The sequence below is a fragment of the Hungatella sp. genome (genome assembly GCF_046966825.1).
The window spans coordinates 41,389-66,008 of the sequence record NZ_JBKVCZ010000022.1 but is presented as its reverse complement, the minus strand read 5'-3'; the positions used below and the strand labels follow the sequence as shown (position 1 = coordinate 66,008).

Here is a 24,620-nt window from a genome sequence, read left to right as displayed (position 1 = left end):
TATCTGCGGAGGATATGAATCCTTCTGGGCAGTCATTTAAACAATGGGAAGTACAGATTGGTAATTTGCATATCTCATACCTGACCAGAAGAAATCAGACCGTGGAAATGACAGCGGGAGATGTAATCCTCCAGGCCATGTATGAAACGCCTCCTGTAGCGACTGCCTCCAATGCAACGGTGGATTATTCACCCAAAAACGGGATATTTGCCCTGGACAAGTCAGAGGAAGCGCTTCAGGAATTAAAGGAAGAACTGGTGGATAACGATGAGGATAGCACAGCGCTTTCAAACGGGCAGCGGATAGCTTATACAGTTAAGTTTGACCGACATGCACCGGTGGCATCTGCTTCGGAAGCTGTGAGGCAGGAAGTGGATGACGGGGAGAGCGTTAAGACACCATGGAGTCTGGATATCGGACTTACGCGAAAGGTGGATGGAACCAATAAACCACTGGTGGAGGACGCAAATCTGACTCCAGCGATTAAAGTGTTTGGAAAAATAGACACCAGTCTTTTGGGAAATCTGGAATACAGGTTATGGAAAATTGATTTTGGAGAGGCTGATGGTGATACGACCTGTGAAGAAGTCCTGATGACACCTGACCCGAATGAAAATGAAGACTTTACTGGAAGCTTTGCCTTTGAAGCTAATATCGGTGATACTCTGGTATTTAGTTATTATAAAGCGTATGAAGTGACCATTATAGATACCGGAAAGGGGCAGGTCCATACATTTAAGGTAAGGGATGGCAGGTCTTTGGATGATACGGAAGACTATATGGATTTAGATATTCATGAAGGCTATACGGATTCCGTTACAGGCATAGCGTATGAGTTTACAGGCCTGTCGAAACGTCAGTCTGGAGGAGGGATGTATGATACTTCAGATCCTGTGACAAGAGATTTGAAACTGTATGCTGTCTATGAACCTGAAGACGATACCCAATGGCAGGAAGCAAAAGAAAGGCTGCAGGAGGAGATTAATATCGCCAATGCCCTGAAGAATAATGGGTCTGTAAGCGCAGAAGACAGAGATGCCCTTACTGAGGCTGTGGATGAGGCTGTTGAAGTGCTGAACCGTCTGCCCAGACCTTCAGTTGACGACCTGGAAAGTGCCTTTGATACACTGAAAGCACTGGTAGACAGTATTAGCAGTGGCGGTTCTGGTGGTTCTGGTGGTTCTGGCGGTTCTGGTGGTTCTGGTGGTTCCGGCGGTTCTGGCGGTTCTGGTGGTTCTGGTGGTTCCGGCGGTTCTGGTGGTTCCGGCGGTGCCGGTGGCTCAGGCGGTTCAAAAGGTTTTTCCGGCGGAGGACATGGACCGGGCAGTGATGGCGCAGAAAACAGTTACCGTACGTATTTAGATGGCACCGAGGGCATATGGAATAATGTTGATCAGACTAACCATAAGTGGGCCTTTGTATTAAACAGTGGAACACGTATCAAAGACAGCTGGGCCAATATACGATACAATTATAATGGAAGCAGCCAGATTGCCACCTATCATTTTGACCGTGAGGGTATTATGGACAGTGGCTGGTTTTTGGACCAGGATACAGATAACTGGTATTTCCTGTCCAATGTACACGATGGCTGGTTTGGCCGAATGACAAAGGGATGGCACTATGATGATGACGATGGCAGATGGTATTATTTGAGTCCGTTTACCGGAGTTATGCTGATGGGTTGGCAGAAGATTGACGGAATATGGTATTATCTAACCGCTGATAGCCAGCAGAAGACCTGGACGTTTAATGAGGGATCGAAACGATGGGAATATACGAATCAGAATGGCCGTCCATTGGGGTCTCTGTACATAAATGAGATGACACCAGATGGATACCAGGTTGACGAAAACGGAGCCTGGACTCGGGAAACACCTTAAGTGAGATTCAATTCTGCCCTGTAGTGCTGTGATGGCATTACGGGGCAGAATTATCCTATGCTGTTATGCGATGAGGCATATGAAGCTATGACCGATGAAAGGAATATGATGAGGTGATCGATATGGAAGAAAGTGATTTTTATACACTGGAAAACACGGACCGTGTAGGTATATTTCTCATTTGTATTAAAAATAAACAGGGAGAATTAAGTGGGGACATTGTAAATTTTTATTTAAAGGAACCCGTGGCATTTACCGGCATACTGGATTTGGGACTGAAAATAGATACATTATGCGCGAAATTTCAACGGCCTATGGCGACAACAGAACCAAGGTTTTTGACCGCTTATATGAAAAGAGCATATGAGAAGCGAGAACTGGACAAAGAGCATATTCCAATGAAATACTGTACAAATATTCAAAATATGGATAGCTTTATGGCTTTAGGTATAAGCGCGTGTGAAACATTGATTATTGAAATTCATCAGCGTCAGTTTTCCAGTATGCAGGGACGCATAAAAGGAAAATGCAGCGGCGGAAACGGCGTTTCATTTCGGAGTGCATTGGAACTGATGAGAATGCTGCGTGAATATGAGTATATGCGAAATGAAAAGAATAAGAACAGAGGTTATAATGGGAATACCAGAAAAGAACAGGAAACAGTAGAGACACCATGATGAATAATGGCTATTTATAGTCATATGTAAAAATAGGATGGGACTGTATTGTTTGGTTTTCATAAATAGGATACAGAACTATGGATTATTCGTCAAAATATATCGCTTTGAGCAAGGAAGGGGATTTTTAATGAGAAAAGACAGATTTAATATTTGAATTTCTTTTTATGCAGTGTTGGCATTTGTATTAGCAATTTTAGGACAAACTTTATTATGCGGTATGTTGCTTGGTTTTGTTATTGTGATTCAAAAGGATGAATGGCTTACAAAACAGGTCATGCAGGCATTTTTTCTTGCTCTTGTGGAATGTATCATATCATGCGTAACGAATATTTTTTCAGGGCTATATGCTATACCTATCTTAGGAATTGCTTTCTCTGGAATCGTTGGTCTTATCAGCGGCATTCTCTCTTTTCTTTTGTTAATCATTGGACTTATCGCAATAGGGAAAGTGTCAAAAGACTCAGATGCAAGAATTCCCATAGCATCTAAATTGGTAAATAGGGCATTCGGTCTGACTTGTACGATACAATATAAGCCTGCTTCAGATGCATCTATGCAAGAGCCAGATACCTCAAACGATCATAAAGACTAAAATAATCAAATGTTATGATCCGGCTTCTCATGGACTGGTAATCAGAAATGATGGCTCCAAGTCAAAAGAATATGTTGCAAAACAGAGGTGTGTAGGTTGGAAGACTAACTGGTCAGGAAGGAGTGCATGCAGCGATTGCAAATTTTTATATAAGAGGTATGGTTTATGAGGTGGAAATCTACAGGAGAGGCAGAAATTAATATAGGGGTGCTTGGAAGCAGGAATGATGTTTTGTGGGAATTTAGAGATTTTTTGATTGGTCTTGAAGCTGAATTAGATTACAAGATTAGCATGATGTTGGCAAAAAATCAAGAAACGCTTCTGCGGGTGATGTCATTCGTTCCTGGAGGATTTGACATCATAATTGTGACGGACCATCTGCCTGGTTTCGTTTATTTGGAAATGACAGAAAAGGCATTTGCGTTTAATGCAGAAGTGAAAATCTTGTTTCAAATGGATAGGGGCATAGAATTTTCAGATAAACTGTACCCACATGCATTATTTGTACCTGGCAGGGAACAGCTAAAAAGCTTAGCGAAAGAAAAAATGGATGATATGATAACAAAAAATAGTGAAAAAGGAGCAGCAAAATGAATAGGAAGAACTGGTTGAAAAAGTTTCTGAGAAATCAGGCTTGACCATCTGTCAAAGTGAGAATGCACTAAATGGGATCATTGACTCTATCTTTGAGGAATTAAAAACAGGGGATGTGCGCTTGATGTGGGGTGGAACTTTTGCGGTTGCAGGACGTCAGGAAAGAAATCCCAGAACCGGAGAAGCAATCGAGATTAAACCGCGTAGGGTTCCCATAATCCGCGCGGGTTCCATATTGAAGAGGGAGGTAAATCAGGGAAATCAAGGATAGGTGTTGGCCGCATACCATATCATAGATTTTTGCAAGTGGAGAAGCAGAACGTAGTGCATATCGGTGACAAGGTGCTTTGCGTGAGCTGGTAAATACGAAACGAGTATCAATTTTTCAGTAGATTCTTTAGCCAAATAATAGATGCAATATTTAGAGTCATAGCAGTGACTTTAAATATTGCATCTATGGCATGGTATAGTAAGATGTGTCGGAAGCCTTCGTAAGACCGTAGAATTTGTAACGTAAGTTAATAAGGAGAGGGAATGAATATTAAGTGCCAATATTGTGGAAAAAATCTGGCAACGATAGAGGGAACGGGAAGAGATATTTTCACAAGTAAGATTGTATTTACATGTAGATTTTGCGGAAGAACTACATCATTGAACATTATACAAAATAAGAGAAGAAAGAATGAGAAAGAGAAATATAGCTGCTATAGAACTACAAGATGAAGGTGGCATGGTACATTGGCATACATAATGACAGGTGTAGTAGACAGAGGGAGTATAAAAAAGAAGATCATGGTATATCACGGGGCTACTCTGTAATGCAGCTGCATCCCTGGTTTAGGTGAATGAATTGGGACTATGAAACGTGTAGAAGGTGCGAGTTAGCGCCCGAATACTAGGAGGGTGTGTATATGAAGGATTTAATGAAACGATGGAAACTGGCAAATGAGGTGATTGCCTGTATAACTACAGTAATCATTATTTCGATACTACCTCTGGTATTTCATGATTACTATTTTGATATATTAGATACAAAATATTATTTTTATTGTGGCACAGTTATTTGCATGGCAACAGTCATGCTGCTATTGACTCTTATCGTTCTTTGGCTAAATAAAGGAACGATTGAAATGACGCCAAAGCTCAGAAAATCTGATTGGGCAATGATTAGCTTTTTGTTTTCGGTTGTGTTATCTTGCGTTTTGTCTGATTATCGTTTCGAGGCATTTTGGGGGACAGAGGGCCGTTTTATGGGGACTTTTTTGTATTTGATATGCGGTATTAGTTTCTTTACGCTTGGCCATTGTTTGAAATTTAAGAGATGGTATCTGGAGGCTTTTCTTGTTACGGGAATGGTTGTTTGCTCAATTGGAATTATGCAATATTTTCTTCTCGATCCATTTGGGTTAAAAAAAGATATTCATGCAAACCATTACACTTCTTTTATCTCTACAGTTGGGAATATTAATACATATGCCTCTTATGTAGCACTTATATTTGGTATGAGTACTACATTATTTGTAAGAGAGAGAAATATAGCCAGAAAATCATGGTATGTATTTACAGTTATTCTATCATTATTTGCATTGGTTACGGGGAATAGTGATAATGCATATTTGACAATAGGAGTCATAGTGCTTTTTCTTCCATTATACGCGTTTCGTGATATGTATGGCTTAAAACAATATATGCTTTTAATATCTATGATCAGTACAGAATTTATGGCAATTGGCGTGATTGATAAAATGTATGCATTGCATGTGTTGCCGATAGGTGGTTTATTCCGCTTGATAGTCGGGGGTGATTGGCTTGTTTTCGTAGTGGCAGCATTGTGGGGATGCACCATTTTCCTATATATATTAGAGAGATTTATTCGGAAGAAATACAAAGACGTGTGCGGAATATGTACATGCAGACGAATTTGGGGAATGATGTTAATCCTGGCGATAGCTGCACTTATATATATGACGTTCGATGCGACACGAATGGGGAATGGACAACAGTATGGGAAATTAAAGGATTATTTATTGATTAATGATGAATGGGGAACACATAGGGGTTACATCTGGAGGATTGGTATTGAATGTTACATGAAATACTTACCTCTTAGAAAGATGTTTGGCTCCGGTCCCGATACATTTGGAATTGTTACACAAAGCTATTATAGAGAAATGATTGCTCGTTATAATGAAATATTTGATAGTGCCCATAATGAGTATTTACAATATCTAATCACTATTGGGATAGTCGGGCTAGTTTCCTATTTTTTTTTATTAGTGTCTTCTATAATCGAAATAATAAAGGCTTCAAAAAGGGAGACTTCAGTTATGTCAATTGTATATGCCGTTAGCTGCTATGCGGCCCAGGCAGTTGTAAATATAGGAGTCCCGATTGTATTTCCAGTTACGTTTACACTTTTAGTGGTGGGAATATCCGTTCAAAACGGAACGGATAAAATATCAGAGTAATAGAGAGACTACAAGAGGAGTAGTGTGAAAGAAAGCAAATTGAGCCAAAATCGTGAAATAGACACAAAAAATAGGCTCACATAATGAACCGCATTAAAGAGTATTCCCACCTAAGTAGAGAGGCGCACCTGCACATCAATAAACAAACGGGTGGGTGCATCTGATACTGATGCCGGGATGCCTTTATAATCAAGTCTATTGTAACACGAAAACTTGGAGGTGTGAATCACTTTCATTATTATTTGTGCGCCAACTGAAGGGCGGCGGAATGGAGATTTAAATGGACAAAAACGCTCTGCAACAGAGTATGATTCGATGAAGTGGGGAAGGCTAATAGATTTATCGGTTAATACAAAAATGCGGGACGCGGTAGCCGGAAGGTGATCACTGCAGCTCGCATTTTTGTAGTATCTACGCATAGTATTCTTGTAATGTAATAAGTGTTACCATTGTTTCTGGTTGTTATATTACTGCCTGTATACAGCATGTACAGGTGAAATTAATAGCGCTTTCATTTTTTGCCTTCTCAGTCATAGCGGCTACCTCATTTTGGGCTTAATTTACAGCCCCCTATGGCGGTTCGCTTTCCTGAGAGGTTTTATAACCGCGTCTCGTGTTTGTTTAATAAGAAAAAATAAGCTGGATGACCGAATCAAATGGCTGAACAGACATACAGGTGAGTATCTGTGGATTCTGAAAGAAATGGATGAGAAGGAGGAATTAGAAGAAATCTACCAGAAAATCATGGAGGAAACGGGTGAATCTCAGATATTCGTGACGAATGCAGATGAAAGATTCATGAAAAATGATTTTGCGGTGTCATACAATCTCCCAAAAGCAGTAAACTTAGAAAACCATCTGATCCGGTATTTTAAAATGGCGAACCAGGTAACCGTTCATGAACTGCTGGGTCCAACCACGGAAGGGATCCTGAAAGAAAAGCCGGAAAGAATCCTTGAAATGACAGCGGACAAGGGCTATGAACAGGAGGAAGCCCTAATCTGCTGCCTGGAAAATGTGATTATCCCCACATAATGGAAAGATGGGAATATCCGATATGCTAACAAAAGTGTGTGTAAACACTGTAAGAATAGAAACAAGAGTTATAAGGGAAATGACGAATGGAAAAAAATTGTTTTTCCAAAGGGTAAGCTGAAAAAGCCATGTAGGGAGTGTAGAAGGCAGAGGAGCAGGAATGTAAGAAGGCTAGCCAGGAACCAAAAGTCGGTTCTAGAAAGGTAAAAGTAGTAAAGTTATTCCTGAAGCTCAGTATAGAATTGATGTATCAAAAGATGTGTTTTGTCGGATTATCTGTTTGGAACGATAAAAAGATCAATGGGAGCCACATACTTCCTCTTAAGAGGACTGAGGAAGGTAACAGGAGAGGTTGCGTTCTTTGGTGTGGGACACAATATAGAAAGAATACCCCCATCACCCCCAAAAATCAGGCTGTCCGAAAACTCCTTTTTAAAATTTTCAGACCACATCACTTCGTTGTTGTTTATATTACCTGTTACTATATTTTGTGATTCGATCTGTCTGATTTTTAGTTTTCGGACAGTCTCCCCTTTTTTGGGGATTTGGAAAAATGATGGAGTTAATGTTGGGGACAGAAGCCTCTTTTCTTTTAAAATATGTGTTTATTATGCTTGCAATGACACAAGGAGGAAAAGAGGCTTAACTTATGCTTAAAAAGAAGTTTTCGGACAATTTGGGGGGCTATCTAATATTCATGCAATACCGGTGTGGTGTAATTCCTTTATACCGTTTAAATGTTTTGATAAAATAGCATACATCGCTAAAACCACATCTATAGGCTACTTCTGTCAAGGTTAAATCAGAGGTACTTAATTCGCTGCAGGCGCGCTCAATACGATAGTAGTTCAAGTAATCAATGGGGGTTCTGTGAATGATAGAATGAAAATAGCTGCAGAAATATTTGGGAGACATCCCGGCGATTCTGGACAATTCATTCAGTGTAATGGTCTGCCCGTAATTACTGTCTATGTATTCCAACACAGGTTTGAGCTGCATCATCTTTCTGGAAGATTTTGTATCATCAACCTTATCCTGATAAAGCCTTTTCTGGTAGATGATTCCGAAAAGTTCGAATAAAGTGCCCATGGTTATCAATTCGCTTCCAGGCTCACTATGCTGCATGGATATGAAAAGATGGTTGACGATTCGATGTAAGGAATGATTGTTTTTTGTAAAATGATTCTGTACGATAATCTGGTGCTTTGTAATAAGGCGGATATAAAACCGACAGGTATCTGTGTGCATGAGGAGACGCTGGATATCGAACACAATACATTCATAAATGCAATTATGAGGCAAACCGCCATGAATAACCCCCTCATTAATAAAAATAATATCCCCTGCTTGAGCTTCAAATTCTTCATCATCTAACTTTAAATAGAGGATACCCTCCAAAATCCGGATGATTTCCAACTCTTTATGACAGTGGAATGGCATGTTATAACGGGGATGGTGCTTATCTACATGATAATATTCGATAGGAAAATCCAGAGTCCCATGTTGCTTTTTTTCATTATAGTCCAAATAGTGCATACTGCGCCCTCCTGAAAGTGTAAAAATAACTATAAATACAGAACGGTAAAGTAAATAGATGGATAAAATGACTAAAAAAATGAATATTATTATATTTTTTGCCATTATATCACAGCAAATAGGGGAATATCAATAGTATAATCCAATTATGTAAAAAGAGCGCAAAGAAATTAGAATAATAACAATCTAAAATTAAAAAGGAGGAAAACTCTATGGCAGCAAGCAGATTGGTTGGGTCTTATCCGGTTATCGGCATTAGACCCACAATAGACGGAAGACAGGGATATATGAAAGTAAGGGAATCTCTGGAAGAACAAACCATGAACATGGCCAAAAGCGCGGCGGCCCTGTTTAGGGAAAATCTTTTTTACAGCAATGGAGAACCGGTAAACGTAGTGATTGCGGATTCCACCATTGGACGGGCGGGGGAAAGCGCGGCCTGCGCGGATAAATTCCGCAGAGCCGGAGTGGATATTACCCTGACTGTGACCCCATGCTGGTGTTACGGTGCAGAGACCATGGACATGGATCCGCATACAATCAAGGGCGTGTGGGGATTTAACGGAACGGAGAGACCCGGTGCCGTATATCTCGCCTCTGTACTGGCTACCCATGCGCAGAAGGGGCTTCCGGCTTTTGGTATCTATGGACATGATGTTCAGGATGCTGATGATACAAGTATATCTGAGGATGTAAAAGAAAAACTTCTCCGTTTTGGACGCGCCGCAGTGGCTGCCGCTACCATGAGGGGAAAGTCATATCTCCAGATAGGTTCTATCTGCATGGGAATTGGAGGTTCCATCATAGACCCGGCATTTATTGAGGAATATCTCGGGATGCGGGTGGAATCCGTAGACGAAGTGGAACTGATCCGCCGTATGAGTGAGGAAATATACGATAAAAAAGAGTTTGAAAAGGCCCTTGCATGGACAAAGGCAAATTGTAAGGAAGGTTTTGACAAGAACCCTCCCGAAGTTCAGAAGACCCGGGAACAGAAGGATAGGGATTGGGAATTCGTAGTTAAGATGATGTGCATCATCAAGGATTTGATGAATGGGAATCCCAATCTGCCAGAGGGGCGGGAGGAAGAGCGGATCGGACACAATGCCATTGCCGCAGGCTTCCAGGGACAGAGACAGTGGACAGATTTTTACCCCAATGGTGACTTCGCTGAGTCCATGCTGAATTCCTCCTTTGACTGGAACGGCGCAAGGGAGCCATACATACTGGCTACTGAAAATGACACATTAAATGGGCTGGGTATGCTGTTCATGAAGCTGCTCACCAACAGGGCGCAGATTTTCGCGGATGTGCGTACGTACTGGAGCCCGGAGGCTGTTAAGAAAGCGTCCGGATATGATTTGGAAGGGGTCGCAAAGGAAGCAGGCGGTTTCCTGCATCTGATCAATTCCGGAGCGGCCTGTTTGGATGCCACGGGTAAAGCCCTGGATGAAGACGGACAGCCGGTCATGAAGCCATGGTATGAGGTGACGGCGGACGATCAGAAGGCAATGTTGGAAGCAACCACATGGAATGAGGCTGATTTTGGGTATTTCAGAGGCGGCGGCTATTCTTCCAGATATGTTACAGAAGCCCAGATGCCATGTACGATGATCCGCTTAAACCTGGTAAAGGGACTGGGGCCTATGCTGCAGATTGCAGAAGGCTGGACCGTAAAATTGCCGGACGATGTAACTGACATCTTATGGAAGAGAACGGACTACACATGGCCGTGCACCTGGTTTGCGCCCAGGGTGACAGGCCGGGGAGCATTTGCCTCCGCGTATGACGTGATGAATAACTGGGGAGCTAACCACGGTGCAATCAGCTATGGACATATTGGGGCGGACCTTATTACACTCTGCTCAATCTTAAGGATTCCTGTCAGCATGCACAATGTGCCTGAGGAAAAAATATTCCGTCCTGCAGCCTGGAACGCATTTGGAATGGACAAAGAGGGACAGGATTTCCGTGCCTGTGCGGCTTATGGGCCTTTATATAAGTAAGGCGGTGTGTCTATGAGCCATAAAAATGTACTGGCAGTGGATTTCGGTGCTTCCAGTGGAAGGGTAATGCTGGGAAACTTTGATGGGAACCGGATATCTATACAGGAAATCCATCGTTTCCCCAATGATCCGGTTATATTAAACGGAACCATGTACTGGGATTTCCTGCGGCTGTTTTATGAAGTGAAGCAGGGACTGATGAAAGCAAAGAAGTATGGAAAGATTGACAGCATCGGCGTGGATACCTGGGGCGTGGATTTCGGCCTGATTGATAAGGAGGGAAATCTTTTAGAAAATCCGGTGCACTACCGAGATGCGCGGACCGCAGGGATGCTTGAAAAGAGTTTTGGAAAGATGGATAAGGAACGCTTTTATCAGATTACGGGCAGCCAATTTATGGAGATTAACACGGTATTCCAGCTTTTGGCTCTGCTGGAAAAGCGGCCCGGGCTTCTGGAGGGAACTTCCAGACTTCTGTTGATGCCGGACTTATTTAATTATTATCTATGTGGGGCGCAGGTCAGCGAGTACTCCATTGCGTCCACCACGCAGATGCTGGATGCCCGTACTAAAATGTGGTCAAAGGAAGTGTTGGAAAGTCTCGGTATCCCGAAAAGGATCCTGGGCAGTATCGTTCCATGCGGAACAAGGCTTGGTCTCATGAAGAACGGGATTTGCCAGGAACTGGGGATTGAGCCTGCAGAAGTGATTGCTGTGGCAGGACATGACACGCAGAGTGCGCTTGCGGCTGTTCCTGCCAGGGATAAGGATTTCATCTTCATCAGCTGCGGGACATGGTCGCTGTTTGGCACAGAACTGGACGAACCTGTTATCAACGGGTTGTCAGAACGGCTGAATATCACAAACGAAGGCGGGTGCCAGGGAAGGATTTCCTTCCTAAAGAATATTATCGGGCTGTGGCTGGTCCAGGAAAGCAGGAGACAGTGGATTCGTGAGGGAAAGGAATACAGTTTCGGACATCTGGAGCAAATGGCGGCAGATGCAAAGCCATTTAAAGCTCTGATTGACCCGGATGCACCAGAGTTTGTTCCGGCTGGAAATATTCCTGAAAGAATTCGGCGTTACTGCCGTAAAAGCGGGCAAAAGGCACCTGAGAATGAGGCAGAGCTTGTGAGATGCATTAATGAGAGCTTGGCACTTAAGTACCGCATGGCATTGGAAGAAATTAAGATGTGTACCGGAAGAGAGTACCCTGCTATTCATATGGTGGGTGGTGGAACACAGAGCGAACTTCTCTGCCAGATGACGGCCAATGCGTGTCATTGTCCGGTGATTGCCGGACCGGTGGAGGCTACCGTACTGGGTAACGCGTCTATGCAGCTGCTTGCGACAGGAGAACTTAGGGATCTGGCTCAGGTGAGAAGTGTCGTAGGGGCTTCCGCCAAGGTAAATATCTATGAGCCGAAAGATGCAGCTCAATGGGAGCAGGTATACGGACAATATAAAAAAATGCTGGAATGACCAAAGGCCGGGGCAACCTGGAAAATAAGGAGGTATTATGGAATTAAGCTATATGGAACTAAGGGAACAGATTTGCGATGTGTGCCATAAGATGTGGCAGCTTGGCTGGGTGGCAGCCAATGACGGCAACGTGTCCGCCAGGCTGGATGACAGAACCTTTCTTGCCACTCCCACCGGAATGAGCAAAAGTTTCATCACACCGGAAAAACTGGTTCGTATCGATGGGAAAGGCGAGGTGTTGGAAGGCCTTCCCGGATACAGGCCCTCTTCAGAGATTAAGATGCATCTCCGCTGCTATAAAGAGCGTGAGGATGTAAATTCCGTGCTTCACGCCCACCCGCCTGTGGCCACCGGATACGCGGTAGCCAATGTGCCGTTGGACGAGTACTCTATGATTGAGACGGTAATTGCTCTGGGTTCAATTCCGGTAACGCCTTACGGAACCCCTTCCACTTACGAAGTACCGGATAACATAGCGCCTTATCTGGGGGAACATGATGCAATGCTCCTTCAGAATCATGGAGCTTTGACCGTGGGGGCTGATGTGATTACCGCTTATTACCGCATGGAAACACTGGAACTCTTTGCAAAAATCAGCCTTAACGCCAGAATGCTGGGAGGTGCACAGGAAATATCCAGGGAAAATATTGACCGCCTTATCTCAATGAGGAAAGGATATGGGGTAACCGGCAGGCACCCCGGTTATAAAAAATACAGTAAACAGGGGGAAAACAGATGCTAAGAGGAATACCCCATATATTATCTCCTGAACTGTTAAAGATATTATGTGAAATGGGTCACAGCGACCGGATTGTGATTGCCGATGGGAATTTCCCGGCAGAGTCCATGGGCAGGGATGCCCATGTCATACATATGGAAGGCCACGGCGTGCCGGAGATACTGGAAGCAATTCTCTCGCTTTTTCCCCTGGACACCTACACAGAACACCCTGTCTGCCTGATGTCGGTAACGGACGGGGATACGGTTGAAACACCGATCTGGGATCAATACATGACATTGGTGGAAGCGTGTGACAGCAGGGGCAGAAGGGCCATTGGCCATATAGAGCGGTTCGCGTTCTACGAGGAGGCAAAGAAAGCTTATGCAATTATCGCCACCAGCGAGAAAGCGCTTTATGCCAATATCATGCTGCAAAAAGGGGTAGTTACCGACCAGGGCCTGTAAATGGGTTCCGTCAAAACAGTGCAATTAGTAAAGAAATGGAAGGTGATGATGTGGGAGAAGTAATTCTGACCATGAAAGACATTGATAAGTCCTTTGTAGGGGTGCATGCGTTAAAAAATGCCTGTCTGGAACTTAAAAAGGGCGAGGTCCATGCACTGATGGGTGAGAATGGTGCCGGAAAATCCACCCTCATGAAGATATTGACGGGAATCTACAGCAAAGACAGCGGTACTATTGTGTATGAGGGGCGCCAGGTGGAGTTTAAAAGTCCCAGGGAAGCGCAGGACGCCGGCATTGTGATTGTGCATCAGGAATTAAACATGATGAACCACTTAACGGTGGCCCAGAATATCTTTATCGGCAAAGAAAAAATGAATGGAAAGCTGATTAATGACCGCAGGATGGTAGAAGAGGCAGAAAAGCTGTTCGGATTACTGAATATCAGGATTGACCCAAGGGAAACAATGGGGAGGCTGACGGTGGGGCGCCAGCAGATGTGTGAGATAGCCAAGGCAATCTCAACAGATGCCAAGATAATCGTATTTGATGAACCGACTGCCGCGCTGACAGATTCAGAAATCAGCGAGCTGTTCAAAATCATCCGTGACCTAAGAGCCAAGGATATCGGAATTGTATACATTTCCCACCGCATGGATGAGATTAACCAGATTACTGACAGGGTAACGGTTATGAGGGACGGGGAATATGTGGGTACGCTGACAACCAAGGATTCCACGAAAGACGACATCATCCAGATGATGGTAGGACGCACGGTGTATGAGGAGCCTAAGAGTTTCAGCAATGTAAAGCCGGATGCCCCGGTGGTGCTGAAGGTTGAACACCTGAATGTTGGGAAAACAGTAAAAGATGTAAGCTTTGAACTTCGCAAAGGAGAAATCCTGGGTTTTTCAGGACTCATGGGAGCCGGAAGGACGGAGACAGCCAGGGCTATCTTTGGTGCTGACAGGAGAGACAGCGGTGATATTTATGTGAATGGAAAACGGGTGGATATCAAGAACCCACAGGACGCGGTTGACGCCGGGATTGGATATCTGTCGGAGGACCGCAAGCGCTATGGTGTGATCATTGAGAAAACGGTAGCCGAGAATACGACAATGGCTTCTCTGAAAGCATTCTGCAAAGGCCTGTTTATTGATAAGAAAGCGGAAAAAGAAACCGCGGAACAATATGTGGAGGCATTAAAGACCAAGACACCATCCGTAGAACAGCAGGTGCGCAACCTGTCGGGAGGTAACCAACAGAAAGTGGTCATTGCAAAATGGCTTACCAGAAACTGCGACATCCTGATATTTGACGAACCCACAAGGGGTATCGATGTAGGAGCAAAAAGCGAGATTTATACATTGATGAATAATCTTGTAAAGCAGGGGAAGTCCATTATCATGATATCCTCTGAACTGACGGAAGTGCTGCGAATGAGTGACCGTATCCTGATTATGTGTGAGGGCCGTAAAACAGGAGAAATTAGCATAGAAGAAGCTACCCAGGAAAAAATCATGCATGCCGCTACACTGAGAGATTAAATGGGAGGTTAAAGACATGTCAAATAATGGGAATCAGGTAAAAAAGGAGCCGAATGGATTGTTCAAAGCCATCGGTACTCAGAAATTGGTGGCAGTCATTGCGCTGATTGTATTATTCATGTTCTTCTGGATTTTCGGGGACAATTTTGCAAAATACAGCACACTGGTCAGCATTTTTGATTCGTCCTATTATATTGGTTTTATGGCCATAGGTGTAACATTTGTAATCATCACCGGAGGAATCGACTTATCCATTGGTACGGTCTGTATCTGCTGTTCCTTGATTTCAGGAACGCTGTATACAAAACTGGGACTGCCTATGCCGCTGTGCGTTATCCTGGCCATATTGATGGGAGGCCTGTTCGGACTTGCCAATGGACTTATGGTATCTGTCATGAGGCTTCCGGCCTTTATTGCCACACTGGGAACTATGATGATTACCAGAGGCCTGGGTTCGATTGTGACAAATACGGCAACCGTGACCTTTCCGCAGGCTTCGGCGCCGGGCGGCTCATTCAGAGGTATTTTTAAATTAAAAGGGGCAGGGCTTCCGCAGGCAGGTATCCCCACGGGATTCATACTGCTGATTATACTTGCAATCCTGATGGCAATCCTTCTCAACAAGGCGCGTCCGGGACGCTATATACTGTCTCTTGGGAGTAATAAGGAGGCGACCCGGCTTTCCGGTGTAAATGTGGTAAAGTGGGAGACTTTGGCTTATGTCATAAGCGGTCTGTTTGCCGGGCTGGCAGGTGTGTCTTATGCAGCTGTATACTCCACACTCATGCCTGGAACCGGAAATGGATTTGAACTGGATGCAATCGCCGGAGTTGTAATCGGCGGAACATCCCTGGCAGGTGGCGTGGGTTCCATATCGGGGACTTTAATCGGTGTTTTTATTATGTCCGTTTTGAAGACAGGCCTTCCCTTTGTGGGAGTACAGCCACATTATCAGCTGCTGATTACTGGATTTGTGTTGATCATAGCCGTATTTGTAGATGTTTTGAATAGAAGGAAACAGGGGAAGGATTGATACACACTAATAACCCGCAAAGTGGGATAATAAAAGGAGGTTTATTCATGAAGATAAGATTATTAAGTACAGTCATCTGCGCAGCAATAGTTTCCACGATGGTAATGGGCTGCTCCAGTGGAGCCAGCGCGCCTGCCACGACAGCTGCAGCAGCGGCCGCTCCGGAGACAGAGGTAAAAGACACAACGGCAGGGGATACGGAGGCAGCCAAGGCAGATGGGGCTGTGGACTACAGTGATGTCACGGTTGAGATTGTGGCAAAAGGCTTCCAGCATGATTTTTGGAAAGCGGTAAAGATGGGATCAGAGCAGGCTGCAAAGGATTTGGGGCTTAAGTCCACCAATTTTGTAGGGCCAGCCAGTGAGAGTGCAGTCGCTGAGCAGATTGAGCAGTTAAATAATGCGGTCAACAAGGCTCCAAGCGCCATCTGCCTGGCGGCTTTGGATACACAGGCGTCCCTGGATGCAATTTCCAATGCTCAGGCAGCAAATATTCCGATTGTAGGGTTTGATTCCGGTGTGCCGGATGCCCCTGTAGGTTCCATTGTGGCTAATGCTGCTACGGATAACTATGTAGCGGGCGGTCTGGCCGCGGAGAAATTGTATGAAATGATTAAGGATAAGGTAACAGATCCAGCAGAAGAGGTCAGAATCGGCGTTGTCTCCCAAGATGCGACATCCCAGTCTATAGGAGAACGGACGGGCGGTTTCATAGACAAAATGCGTACCGTGGTTGGCGAGGATAAATGCATGGTAGTAGGCCATGATAAATATAATAAGGCAGTTGACGGAGCAAAGGTGATTATCGATGTAGGCATTCCGGCAACTGTGGATGATGCGGCTTGTGTGACTGTGGCCAATACCCTGTTGAATAAAAATGATCTGATTGCCATTTATGCGTCCAACGAATTTACAGCCAAGAATCTGGTGACAGCTAATGAGAGTCTTCAGGTGCTGGGGGTAGATAAAGTAATCGGCGTTGGATTTGACTCAGGCGCCATCCAGCTTGATGCTATCAAGAGTGGTGTCTTAGCAGGTTCCATCACGCAGAATCCGGTACAGATTGGATATCAGGCGGTTACCCTGGCAGCCAAGGCAGCCAAAGGAGAACCGGTAGAGGATGTTGATACTGGTGCACTGTGGTATGACAGCACTAACATGGATTCAGCGGAAGTAGCTCCGTGTCTCTATAAATAAGTAAAATTGTATTAGCCAGCTGTTTAATCATAAATTGATTAGACGGCTGGCTGTACCGTTTGGTATATAGCGGTATTCTAAGTGTTCGAATTTTTCAGATAATCGTCCTATGTGAAGAAACGTTTTATTAGAGCTAAAGATAGAATAGATAGGGTTATAGTAAGCTATCAAACAAGGAAATGAAATGTCTTGAGCAGATTGCGGAGAAATCAGATTTGCTAAAAAACATGAATCAACAATGTGGATGAAAAATACAATAAAACAAAAAGAGAGAGCAGGGATACTATCGGATTATTATTGCCTTCTCAATTTTTAATAATTATCTTAATTCGATAGGGCCAAGTTCAAATAGGCGGAAATTTACATTATAGTTGTCAACTGGAGTCTGTTTCAATTTTGAGCTGTTAACAAATAAACTTTTTCTACTTACAGCAATAGAAACTGGAAATCTCATAAAGAGGATTGGCGTAAGTATTTTTGCTGACAGTACGCTGATAATGCAGAATCAATGAACCGATATTCCTGTATACGTAGCATAGAATTTTTCATTGATTAATTTTTATAAGAAAAGTGCAAAGGAAATTTTTATAATTGCCAACCGCTTGCTTCCACACGAAATTTAAGGAAATTCTTGTAAATACCATCCTCTTGTCTAAGCCGTTTGTGAGTGCCCTTTTGTCTGACTTGCCCATTATAAATTACAATGATTTGATCAAGTCAACACTGGAAGTATCTTCATCAAAAATGACGATGGGTTCATTTTTTTAAATTGCCTGGGCAATAGAAAGTCTCTATTTTTACCGCAAGATAATGTAGCTTCACTTTCTCCAATCACGGTCTGATATTCATCAGGCAAAGACATAATGAAATCATAGCAGCAAGCTTTTTTGCTGCTTCCATTACTTCATCAAGTGTTGCTTTGGGCATATCGAATTTAATATTATTTTTGATTGTGTCATTGAATAGATAAATCTTATGAAAGACCATATTAATACAGTCAAGCACACTGTCAGCAGTATAATTTTTCACACTTTGTCTACCAATGCAAATAGAATCTTCTTGAACATCTCAGAAACGTGCGAATAGATTGCATAGTGTTGTTTTCCGACTCCTGACGGGGCTACAATTGCACATGTAGTATGCTTTGGTATGTTTAAATAAATGTTTTCAATAATTTTGCGGAAACCATAGCCAAATGATACCTCATAATTGGCAGGATTCAATTTATCTGCAACGGCTCCATTTTGGAGATATTTGTAACGCCTTCCAAACGACCTAATTCAGTAATGATTTTTAATTTATTAATTTTATAGTTTTCAATTCAAAACAAAAAGGTTGCAACTTTTTAAATATATATTTCGTCTAATAGTATGAAACTCAAAAGGGAGGTCGTAGACTATGAAAAAAAGAAATGTATTTTTCACAATTTGTGCAACCTTAATGCTAGCTACAGGGTGTTCAGGGCAGGGAAGTGTAACTCCTTCTATCGAACCATCACAGATGATTAATTCTCAGAGCCCGGAAGATACATCCGCTGTTCAACCATCTGGTAGTGATGCCATGACAGAGGAAGAGTCTGTAATAACAGGAGAAATTAGCGATATTAAGGATTTTATGTTTGTTATTACTGATAAGGATGGAGTAGAATATGCACTTACTTTTGAAAGTAAAAAACCAGAGGGACTGTCTGCGGTTAAGGACGGAGACATGGTTTCGGTAGTTTATACAGGAAATCTGGAACAAGTAGAAGCATTTACAGGAACTATAGTTTCTGTTACAAAGGAGTAATGGATGCTAACTCTGAATGATCGCTTGTAGCCTGTCTTACATCATAAATGTGATGAAAATGTGGAAGGTGTATTCGGTGTCTACAATCGGTTGTTTTTGGAGGGGGATGATTTTCAAATACACTCTAGGATGGGAATACAAGGAAGTCAATCAAACATGAGAGGGTTGACTTCCTTAAAGGTTATGCTCGTTTCCCCTAGTGTCCAATCATTCCATTTAATAAAAGGACTCACCTTACTTCTCTTAACCGTAAAAATGTTTCATATAAATCCAGAGCCCCATATCCCCATTCCCTGTTGGGATATGATAGGGCTGGATTTCGTTTTGCTCCTCGTATTAAAAAAGCTTTAACAGATGCTTCGCTCATTGTTGTGTTATGTCTTTCTACAATACCCCAGCTTAAAAGATTAGCGACTGCCCCAGCAACATGGGCAGCAGCGACCGAGGTTCCTGTTCTGGTAGTCATGGGGATAGAGGTTCCGTTTCTATATCCAATATCTGGTCCGTTCACATTAACTCCGGGAGCCGCTAAATCTGGTTTAATTAATCCACCTATTGTGTACCCACGGCTGGAATGAATGTAGATGCTGTTATTAGAATGATTGTAGGCGCCTACTGTGATTGGAGAGGGAGAATCTCCTGGTAGAGTTAAGGTAGTATAAGGGTTGGGGGACAGAAACGTGGTTTCGTCAGAAATTAGGTTATGGGCTGGAAGCCACATATTAAATTGTCCTGTTAGAGACTGGGTACTATATACGCGTATTTTCCAAATTCCCTTCGTAGGGGCTTCAAAACGCATAAAAACAAGCTGTTTACCGGCCCCCGTCTCAATTAATTGATAATTAACCGTAATGACCGTAGGTTCTAAAAGGAAATGGATAGAAGTTTCGTTTCTGCCTATAATAGGAATACGGATTATGGATTCACCACTGGGTGAGATAAATCCTACGGAATATGTATCAGCGGTACCAGCCCAGAGTTCAGCTACAAATCCTCGCTGAGATTCCAGATTTCCAACTCGGATTTCCACGTCAATGGACGATTCACTCGTAGGTATAGAGCCCATGTAGTGATGACCTCGGCCAGTTTCATTGCCTGCTGCCATTACTGTGGACATTCCCAGATTTCTGCTAATATCCTGAATCATCATGTTAAGCGGAGATGTTCCCTCATGACTACCCAGGTTAGACCCGATTCCCAATAGAATGACCAGAGGTTTTCTATGTCTAATTGCCTCCACACGCAGGTACTTAATGCCCATCATAATATCATTTTCTTGATAAGCATCAGCGTCACTACTGATAAGGTAAAAATCACGCAAATATTGCTTGGCTGGTTTTAATTTGACGATTATTAGTTCGCATTCTGGGGCAGCTCCAGTAAAAACCTGCTGGGGCAGGGTTCCTCCGGCGGCAATACCTGCCAAAAAAGTTCCGTGTCCGTTGGTATCAGTAGAAGGCACCACGGTAAGAGGAAAATCAGATTCCAATGCCTCGTTAATTTGTTTCTGAATATATTCCGTGCCGTAGATTGCCCCGCTGGTATGATAGCGATTAGGTACGCCGGCAGGAAGAGTGCTTTTATTATTTGGAAGACTCTGATCCCAAATACTGATAATTCTAGTGGTACCATCTGAATTGCGAAAAAGGGGATTGGTATAGTCAATTCCCGTATCTATGATGCCGATTATAACGCCTCGTCCTCGATTGCTCAGGGCAGGCGATGCGTGGGTTGCCATAATACCGGAAGCATCTATGCTGGTACTGTCTAAAAGTGTGTACAGACCAGGGATACTGTAATAGGTAAACTTGCTCAGTGAGAGGGGCTTTACAGTATCTAGCGGAGTGTATATAATACTAAAATCAGTACTTACAAAATCCATGCAGAAATTATTTTCAGAATCGACAGGAAATTGCTGCTGACTCCCGTGACGGTAAATAAAGTCAGCGATGGTCTCTGAAGCCGAGTTAAAAGGACAACTTGCCATGATGTACCTCATTCAGGTATTTGATAATAGTATATGCTGAATTTAAAAAACCTTTCATAAGTTAACAATATGAGCGAACAAGTAATAGAGTTTACCTGCAAACTGCCATCTGGCATTACTGCCCAATGGCCTCCAGTGTTTCTTTTGCCGCAGAGATCCATCTAATAGCCAATATTTCTACTGCTAATTAAAGACTTATTTTCTGTAGTACAACTTATGGATTACAGTGGGGGATTCTTATCCATCATACTTCAAGTTCTCGTTGGAGTTTCTGAAGTGAGGAATGGGGATGCGCGAAACAAAAAACCACCTGTTTCGCATGGTGTCATAAACTTAAAATCTGATGTAGTTTTGCGTCAAAATACGCCTTTTTAGAGGTATCTGTTGATAAATCCATTTCATGAGGTATTTTTGCATTCCTCCTCTCACGGAACAAAATAGAAAGACTGGCAAAACAAGGTTACTTATACCGTTTTATCAGTCTTTTAAGGCCTAATGATGTTACCGATAAGAGGCATTCTTTCATCGCTTTTTGAAAGCCCCTTTTCTGTATATTATTCAGTTTGTGTTCTCGTTTTTAGAATAACAAATGTTTCTTTCCGCCCATATCTGTCTGAGTCGCAGTACTCTCAGATAAGTGCTGGTTCTTGCCTTCTGATTTTATAGAATCAAATCAGAAGGCAAGCTTGAAGAGAAAGTGGCGCTTAACCTTTCCTATCACTTGTTTGCGGGCTTTGCTCTCTTCTCGATAAACTGGAATCTATCAATTTTGCATTTCCAACGCTTTGTCCGTCATAAGCTTATAGCTAATGAGTGCCTCACCGTTAAGCTCCTCCCGATTCATATCTACACCAACAATGCTGTGATGATCATAAGTTTTATAGTAGTAAATACCCTTGTCGGCATTGCAGCAAGAAGTGTAAATGGAAATTTCATATTTCTCGTTAGCCAAACGGCAACATCCTCTTTGCTGTTCAACGGAGCCTAATATATGGAAAAATTGGCTTACGCTTGATTTTTCATCATTCTCGGATAGTGAATTCATTTTTGTAAAAGCCACACGTACAAATCTTGACATAGATGACAAGTCTCCGGGGAGCCCGATAGCGCCCATGCCCCTGCTGTATGCATTTAGACTGAGATGTTCGGAAAAACAATTTTTAGGGGTGTCGATGGATAATCCCATATAGTTGTTCAAGTTGAAAATTTGAACCGGAAAAGGCGGATTATTGGTGAGAACACCTACAGGATTATCATAAACAAAGATACCGTCCTTAACACTTTCTACCGTAATGGAGCTGTTTTTATCCGAAATGATCCAATGGAGCTGTGCTATAGGAAAATGTGGACTAAACGGTTCAGCCAAGAAGTTGATTCTGTCAAGCAGTTTTCTCGCCTCATTCACCGTTGTACACTGACCCATGATCCAAGGAATAAATTCCCATTGGGCAATGTTGTCCTTACCTTTTTCTTTTTCACAATAATGTGCATTTTCCACAAAATTTAGACCGGCAATACACAGACCCTTTTCGTTTACAGCATCGTAATACAGTGGATAATTTTCTGTTATATGAGCCATTCCTATAAAGGCAAAATGATGCTCCATTGTTGCCACACTTCGAAACATCAATTTGAAATTTCTTGGTGTGACTGTAACAGTCTCACCGTAGGAGATTTCGTAATCTAGTGTCCGTCCAAAATAGAAATCTTTTGTTTTATAAGTTGCTGCTGTACACATAATTCTTCCTCCTTCATTGCGTTACATAATATTTCATCATAAGATTCGTATGCCTAATTATCGCAAATCCTGACTTGTTTGCCTCACTGAATTGGAAATTGTTTAACTCGTTTTATCGAATAGTGCCCCACGGTTTTTAGTTTCACGGTTGCTAGCTTGCGAGGATTGGACAAATCAATCTCATGGTGATAGAGTATCCGTAATGTCAATAGTATAATCATATTTCCCGGTATATTCAAGCTTAGCGGAAATGGTTTCGGATTCATCATCATAAGAACTGAGGTGAATACATTACACACACTAACCCTCGTCATAGGTAAAAACTCAATCTTTGTAAGATCTTGTTTGTTCTTCTAAGCTGTTTCTTCAATCTCCCAATCAAAATCCGCCTTTGTTACGAAATCAGGCAAACAAATGATAAAAATAAAATAAATTCAAAATTACCCTTGTGGGCATAGTCAATTCTGGTAATGGCGTTCTGAAACCAAAATCCATCAAGGGGAAGAACAATGGTAAATGCAATATCGCACAGCAAACTGCGGGATGCTACACACTCACCGTTTTCATCGCTGAGATTATCTTTGCCCCTCACAGCCATACAGTTTATTTTCGCAACCGTTACGATAGATGATTTGTTCTGCAGTATATAAAAATATTTATACTCTTTTTTATAGTCAAATGACATAATTGCCTCTTCATAAAGGATAATTTTTCAATTGCTCAACTTTGGTCAAACATAAATTTCTATAGAAAAGGCAGGCATACATGATACCACAGAAGGCAGGATTGTCACAATAAATCATCTTTTTTACATTTTCGATAGCAGTTTCACGAGTACGAAAGTGTGGACGGGGAAAGTGATGGATAGCGGTATGAATCAAGGTAACGCTGCTATTTTGGATTGGGGACGTTCACCTTTCCTGACCGTTCCTACTGTGGCCCATTCTATAAAATTATTTTAGCGAATAAAAGGTGAAAAACTTGCCCCAATATGGATAATAGGGTAAATAGCGTGAATAGGAAAATGAATTGACATTTTCTTTTGGTTAGTTTATACTAACTTCATAAGAGCAGTTAGACTAACCATGTATTTCAAATCAAAGGAGGCTGTTATTTTGAAAAAAGAACTTGCAACTCAGGTGAATGCATATCTTGCAAACATTGGTGTCTCATACATCAAATTACACAATCTTCATTGGAATGTAGTAGGGAGCCAGTTTAAAGCGGCACATGAATATCTGGAAACCTTGTATGATGCCCTTGCAGATGTGCTCGATGCTATCGCAGAACTTTTAAAAATGAACGGAGAAGCCCCTTTGGCAAGTATGAAGGGTTACTTGTCAGTTGCCACAATTCCAGAGTTGGAAAGTGTCGAGTTGGATGTCAAGAGTGCGATGCAGACGGTTCTGAAAGATATGGAATCTCTCAGAACCCAGGCTTCTTTCATTCGTGAGCAGGCCGACAAGGAGAATCAATTTGATGTGGTTGCCCACATGGAAGACGATGTGGCAAATTACAACAAAACAATTTGGTTCATTCAATCTATGTTGAAGTAATAAGCAAATGTTCAAATAGAGAACTATCGTAGAACGTGAATAGTTCTCTATTTGATTGTCAATGATTGAATCTTGCATCTAGTTCTTTTTTTTCTTTAAAAATAAATGAGATAATATTATACGTGAGTTATCCTTAACTAACATTGATTTCAGCATCCATCTAGAAAGGAGAGTATCTATGTTTGGGGTATACAAAAAACTGCTATATTATGTACCAAAGCAGCGACCTTTGGCCTATTTTGCAATCGGCCTGACGGTGGTATCCACATTGCTCAATGTAGGCGCTTATTACTACCTCTATGAGTTTTTGAAACGAT

Annotated in this window: 19 protein-coding genes and 1 pseudogene; 16 read left to right on the top strand and 4 right to left on the bottom strand. The window is 42.5% G+C overall.

The genetic code is table 11. The features are described from left to right. From ACLTD4_RS09545 to ACLTD4_RS09515, 7 genes and pseudogenes are all read left to right on the top strand, one after another. A pseudogene (locus tag ACLTD4_RS09545) lies at positions 1–1,883 on the top strand (hypothetical protein); the annotation flags it as partial. A 122-nt stretch (positions 1,884–2,005) separates the two neighbouring features. Next, positions 2,006–2,560 (top strand): hypothetical protein, encoded by a 555-nt coding sequence (locus tag ACLTD4_RS09540; protein WP_117634096.1) that lies wholly within the window; start codon positions 2,006–2,008, stop codon positions 2,558–2,560. A 175-nt stretch (positions 2,561–2,735) separates the two neighbouring features. Further along, the gene (locus ACLTD4_RS09535) at positions 2,736–3,155 is read left to right on the top strand and encodes a hypothetical protein (RefSeq protein WP_227146789.1); all 420 of its coding nucleotides are present in this window, start codon (positions 2,736–2,738) and stop codon (positions 3,153–3,155) included. 165 nt (positions 3,156–3,320) lie between these two features. Then, a complete protein-coding gene (locus tag ACLTD4_RS09530; protein ID WP_117634097.1) occupies positions 3,321–3,749 on the top strand; it encodes a hypothetical protein in 429 nt (142 codons plus the stop codon). A 10-nt stretch (positions 3,750–3,759) separates the two neighbouring features. Next, complete coding sequence (locus ACLTD4_RS09525) at positions 3,760–4,020, top strand: HU family DNA-binding protein (protein WP_412331267.1); 261 nt, start codon at positions 3,760–3,762, stop codon at positions 4,018–4,020. Between the two features lie 640 nt (positions 4,021–4,660). Continuing rightward, complete coding sequence (locus ACLTD4_RS09520) at positions 4,661–6,217, top strand: O-antigen ligase family protein (protein ID WP_117634100.1); 1,557 nt, start codon at positions 4,661–4,663, stop codon at positions 6,215–6,217. Positions 6,218–6,919: 702 nt separating this feature from the next. Then, positions 6,920–7,252 (top strand): hypothetical protein, encoded by a 333-nt coding sequence (locus ACLTD4_RS09515; protein WP_118077279.1) that lies wholly within the window; start codon positions 6,920–6,922, stop codon positions 7,250–7,252. A 684-nt stretch (positions 7,253–7,936) separates the two neighbouring features. Here ACLTD4_RS09515 and ACLTD4_RS09510 read toward each other — a convergent pair. Then, a complete protein-coding gene (locus tag ACLTD4_RS09510; RefSeq protein WP_117634102.1) occupies positions 7,937–8,788 on the bottom strand; it encodes a helix-turn-helix transcriptional regulator in 852 nt (283 codons plus the stop codon). Positions 8,789–9,000: 212 nt separating this feature from the next. Here ACLTD4_RS09510 and ACLTD4_RS09505 point away from each other — a divergent pair, with 212 nt between their 5' ends. The 8 genes from ACLTD4_RS09505 (at position 9,001) to ACLTD4_RS09470 (ending at position 19,022) form a co-directional block, all read left to right on the top strand. After that, the gene (locus tag ACLTD4_RS09505) at positions 9,001–10,794 is read left to right on the top strand and encodes an L-fucose isomerase (RefSeq protein WP_117634103.1); all 1,794 of its coding nucleotides are present in this window, start codon (positions 9,001–9,003) and stop codon (positions 10,792–10,794) included. A 12-nt stretch (positions 10,795–10,806) separates the two neighbouring features. Further along, a complete protein-coding gene (locus ACLTD4_RS09500; RefSeq protein WP_412331266.1) occupies positions 10,807–12,276 on the top strand; it encodes a rhamnulokinase in 1,470 nt (489 codons plus the stop codon). Between the two features lie 37 nt (positions 12,277–12,313). Next, entirely contained in the window at positions 12,314–13,018 is a 705-nt protein-coding gene (locus tag ACLTD4_RS09495; protein ID WP_117634105.1) for a class II aldolase/adducin family protein, read from the top strand. Next, positions 13,012–13,461 carry an RbsD/FucU family protein gene (locus tag ACLTD4_RS09490; protein WP_117634106.1) on the top strand — a complete coding sequence of 150 codons (450 nt, stop codon included), beginning with the start codon at positions 13,012–13,014 and terminating at the stop codon, positions 13,459–13,461. Before ACLTD4_RS09495 ends, ACLTD4_RS09490 begins: the two co-directional genes overlap by 7 nt. Positions 13,462–13,511: 50 nt before the next feature. Further along, complete coding sequence (locus ACLTD4_RS09485; RefSeq protein WP_112482572.1) at positions 13,512–15,005, top strand: sugar ABC transporter ATP-binding protein; 1,494 nt, start codon at positions 13,512–13,514, stop codon at positions 15,003–15,005. A 16-nt stretch (positions 15,006–15,021) separates the two neighbouring features. Further along, positions 15,022–16,038, top strand: coding sequence for an ABC transporter permease (locus ACLTD4_RS09480; RefSeq protein ID WP_117634107.1), 1,017 nt, complete (start codon positions 15,022–15,024; stop codon positions 16,036–16,038). Between the two features lie 47 nt (positions 16,039–16,085). Beyond that, positions 16,086–17,234, top strand: a complete 1,149-nt coding sequence (locus ACLTD4_RS09475; protein ID WP_117634108.1) for an ABC transporter substrate-binding protein — start codon at positions 16,086–16,088, stop codon at positions 17,232–17,234. Positions 17,235–18,632: 1,398 nt separating this feature from the next. Next, positions 18,633–19,022, top strand: coding sequence for a hypothetical protein (locus tag ACLTD4_RS09470; protein WP_092364881.1), 390 nt, complete (start codon positions 18,633–18,635; stop codon positions 19,020–19,022). Between the two features lie 229 nt (positions 19,023–19,251). Here the strand turns inward: ACLTD4_RS09470 and ACLTD4_RS09465 are convergent, their stop codons facing one another. The 3 genes from ACLTD4_RS09465 to ACLTD4_RS09455 all read right to left on the bottom strand — a co-directional run bounded on the left by ACLTD4_RS09465 (position 19,252) and on the right by ACLTD4_RS09455 (position 23,432). Next, positions 19,252–21,009 carry a S8 family peptidase gene (locus ACLTD4_RS09465; protein ID WP_117634109.1) on the bottom strand — a complete coding sequence of 586 codons (1,758 nt, stop codon included), beginning with the start codon at positions 21,007–21,009 and terminating at the stop codon, positions 19,252–19,254. Between the two features lie 763 nt (positions 21,010–21,772). After that, positions 21,773–22,747 (bottom strand): choloylglycine hydrolase, encoded by a 975-nt coding sequence (bsh, locus tag ACLTD4_RS09460; RefSeq protein ID WP_092364887.1) that lies wholly within the window; start codon positions 22,745–22,747, stop codon positions 21,773–21,775. A 394-nt stretch (positions 22,748–23,141) separates the two neighbouring features. Next, positions 23,142–23,432 carry a hypothetical protein gene (locus ACLTD4_RS09455; protein WP_319638389.1) on the bottom strand — a complete coding sequence of 97 codons (291 nt, stop codon included), beginning with the start codon at positions 23,430–23,432 and terminating at the stop codon, positions 23,142–23,144. Positions 23,433–23,862: 430 nt separating this feature from the next. Here ACLTD4_RS09455 and ACLTD4_RS09450 point away from each other — a divergent pair, with 430 nt between their 5' ends. Continuing rightward, positions 23,863–24,303: a Dps family protein gene (locus ACLTD4_RS09450; RefSeq protein ID WP_082082497.1), complete on the top strand. Its 441-nt coding sequence runs from the start codon at positions 23,863–23,865 to the stop codon at positions 24,301–24,303. Positions 24,304–24,620: the final 317 nt, after the last annotated feature.

Excerpts from the sequence above, each read along its gene's own strand:
- ACLTD4_RS09495 (WP_117634105.1), top strand. The coding sequence starts at position 12,314 with ATGGAATTAAGCTATATGGAACTAAGGGAACAGATTTGCGATGTGTGC.
- ACLTD4_RS09465 (WP_117634109.1), bottom strand. The coding sequence starts at position 21,009 with ATGGCAAGTTGTCCTTTTAACTCGGCTTCAGAGACCATCGCTGACTTT.
- ACLTD4_RS09510 (WP_117634102.1), bottom strand. The coding sequence starts at position 8,788 with ATGCACTATTTGGACTATAATGAAAAAAAGCAACATGGGACTCTGGAT.
- ACLTD4_RS09540 (WP_117634096.1), top strand. The coding sequence starts at position 2,006 with ATGGAAGAAAGTGATTTTTATACACTGGAAAACACGGACCGTGTAGGT.
- ACLTD4_RS09480 (WP_117634107.1), top strand. The coding sequence starts at position 15,022 with ATGTCAAATAATGGGAATCAGGTAAAAAAGGAGCCGAATGGATTGTTC.
- ACLTD4_RS09490 (WP_117634106.1), top strand. The coding sequence starts at position 13,012 with ATGCTAAGAGGAATACCCCATATATTATCTCCTGAACTGTTAAAGATA.
- ACLTD4_RS09475 (WP_117634108.1), top strand. The coding sequence starts at position 16,086 with ATGAAGATAAGATTATTAAGTACAGTCATCTGCGCAGCAATAGTTTCC.
- ACLTD4_RS09455 (WP_319638389.1), bottom strand. The coding sequence starts at position 23,432 with ATGTCATTTGACTATAAAAAAGAGTATAAATATTTTTATATACTGCAG.
- ACLTD4_RS09530 (WP_117634097.1), top strand. The coding sequence starts at position 3,321 with ATGAGGTGGAAATCTACAGGAGAGGCAGAAATTAATATAGGGGTGCTT.
- ACLTD4_RS09500 (WP_412331266.1), top strand. The coding sequence starts at position 10,807 with ATGAGCCATAAAAATGTACTGGCAGTGGATTTCGGTGCTTCCAGTGGA.
- ACLTD4_RS09515 (WP_118077279.1), top strand. The coding sequence starts at position 6,920 with ATGGATGAGAAGGAGGAATTAGAAGAAATCTACCAGAAAATCATGGAG.
- ACLTD4_RS09520 (WP_117634100.1), top strand. The coding sequence starts at position 4,661 with ATGAAGGATTTAATGAAACGATGGAAACTGGCAAATGAGGTGATTGCC.
- ACLTD4_RS09505 (WP_117634103.1), top strand. The coding sequence starts at position 9,001 with ATGGCAGCAAGCAGATTGGTTGGGTCTTATCCGGTTATCGGCATTAGA.
- ACLTD4_RS09470 (WP_092364881.1), top strand. The coding sequence starts at position 18,633 with ATGAAAAAAAGAAATGTATTTTTCACAATTTGTGCAACCTTAATGCTA.
- bsh (WP_092364887.1), bottom strand. The coding sequence starts at position 22,747 with ATGTGTACAGCAGCAACTTATAAAACAAAAGATTTCTATTTTGGACGG.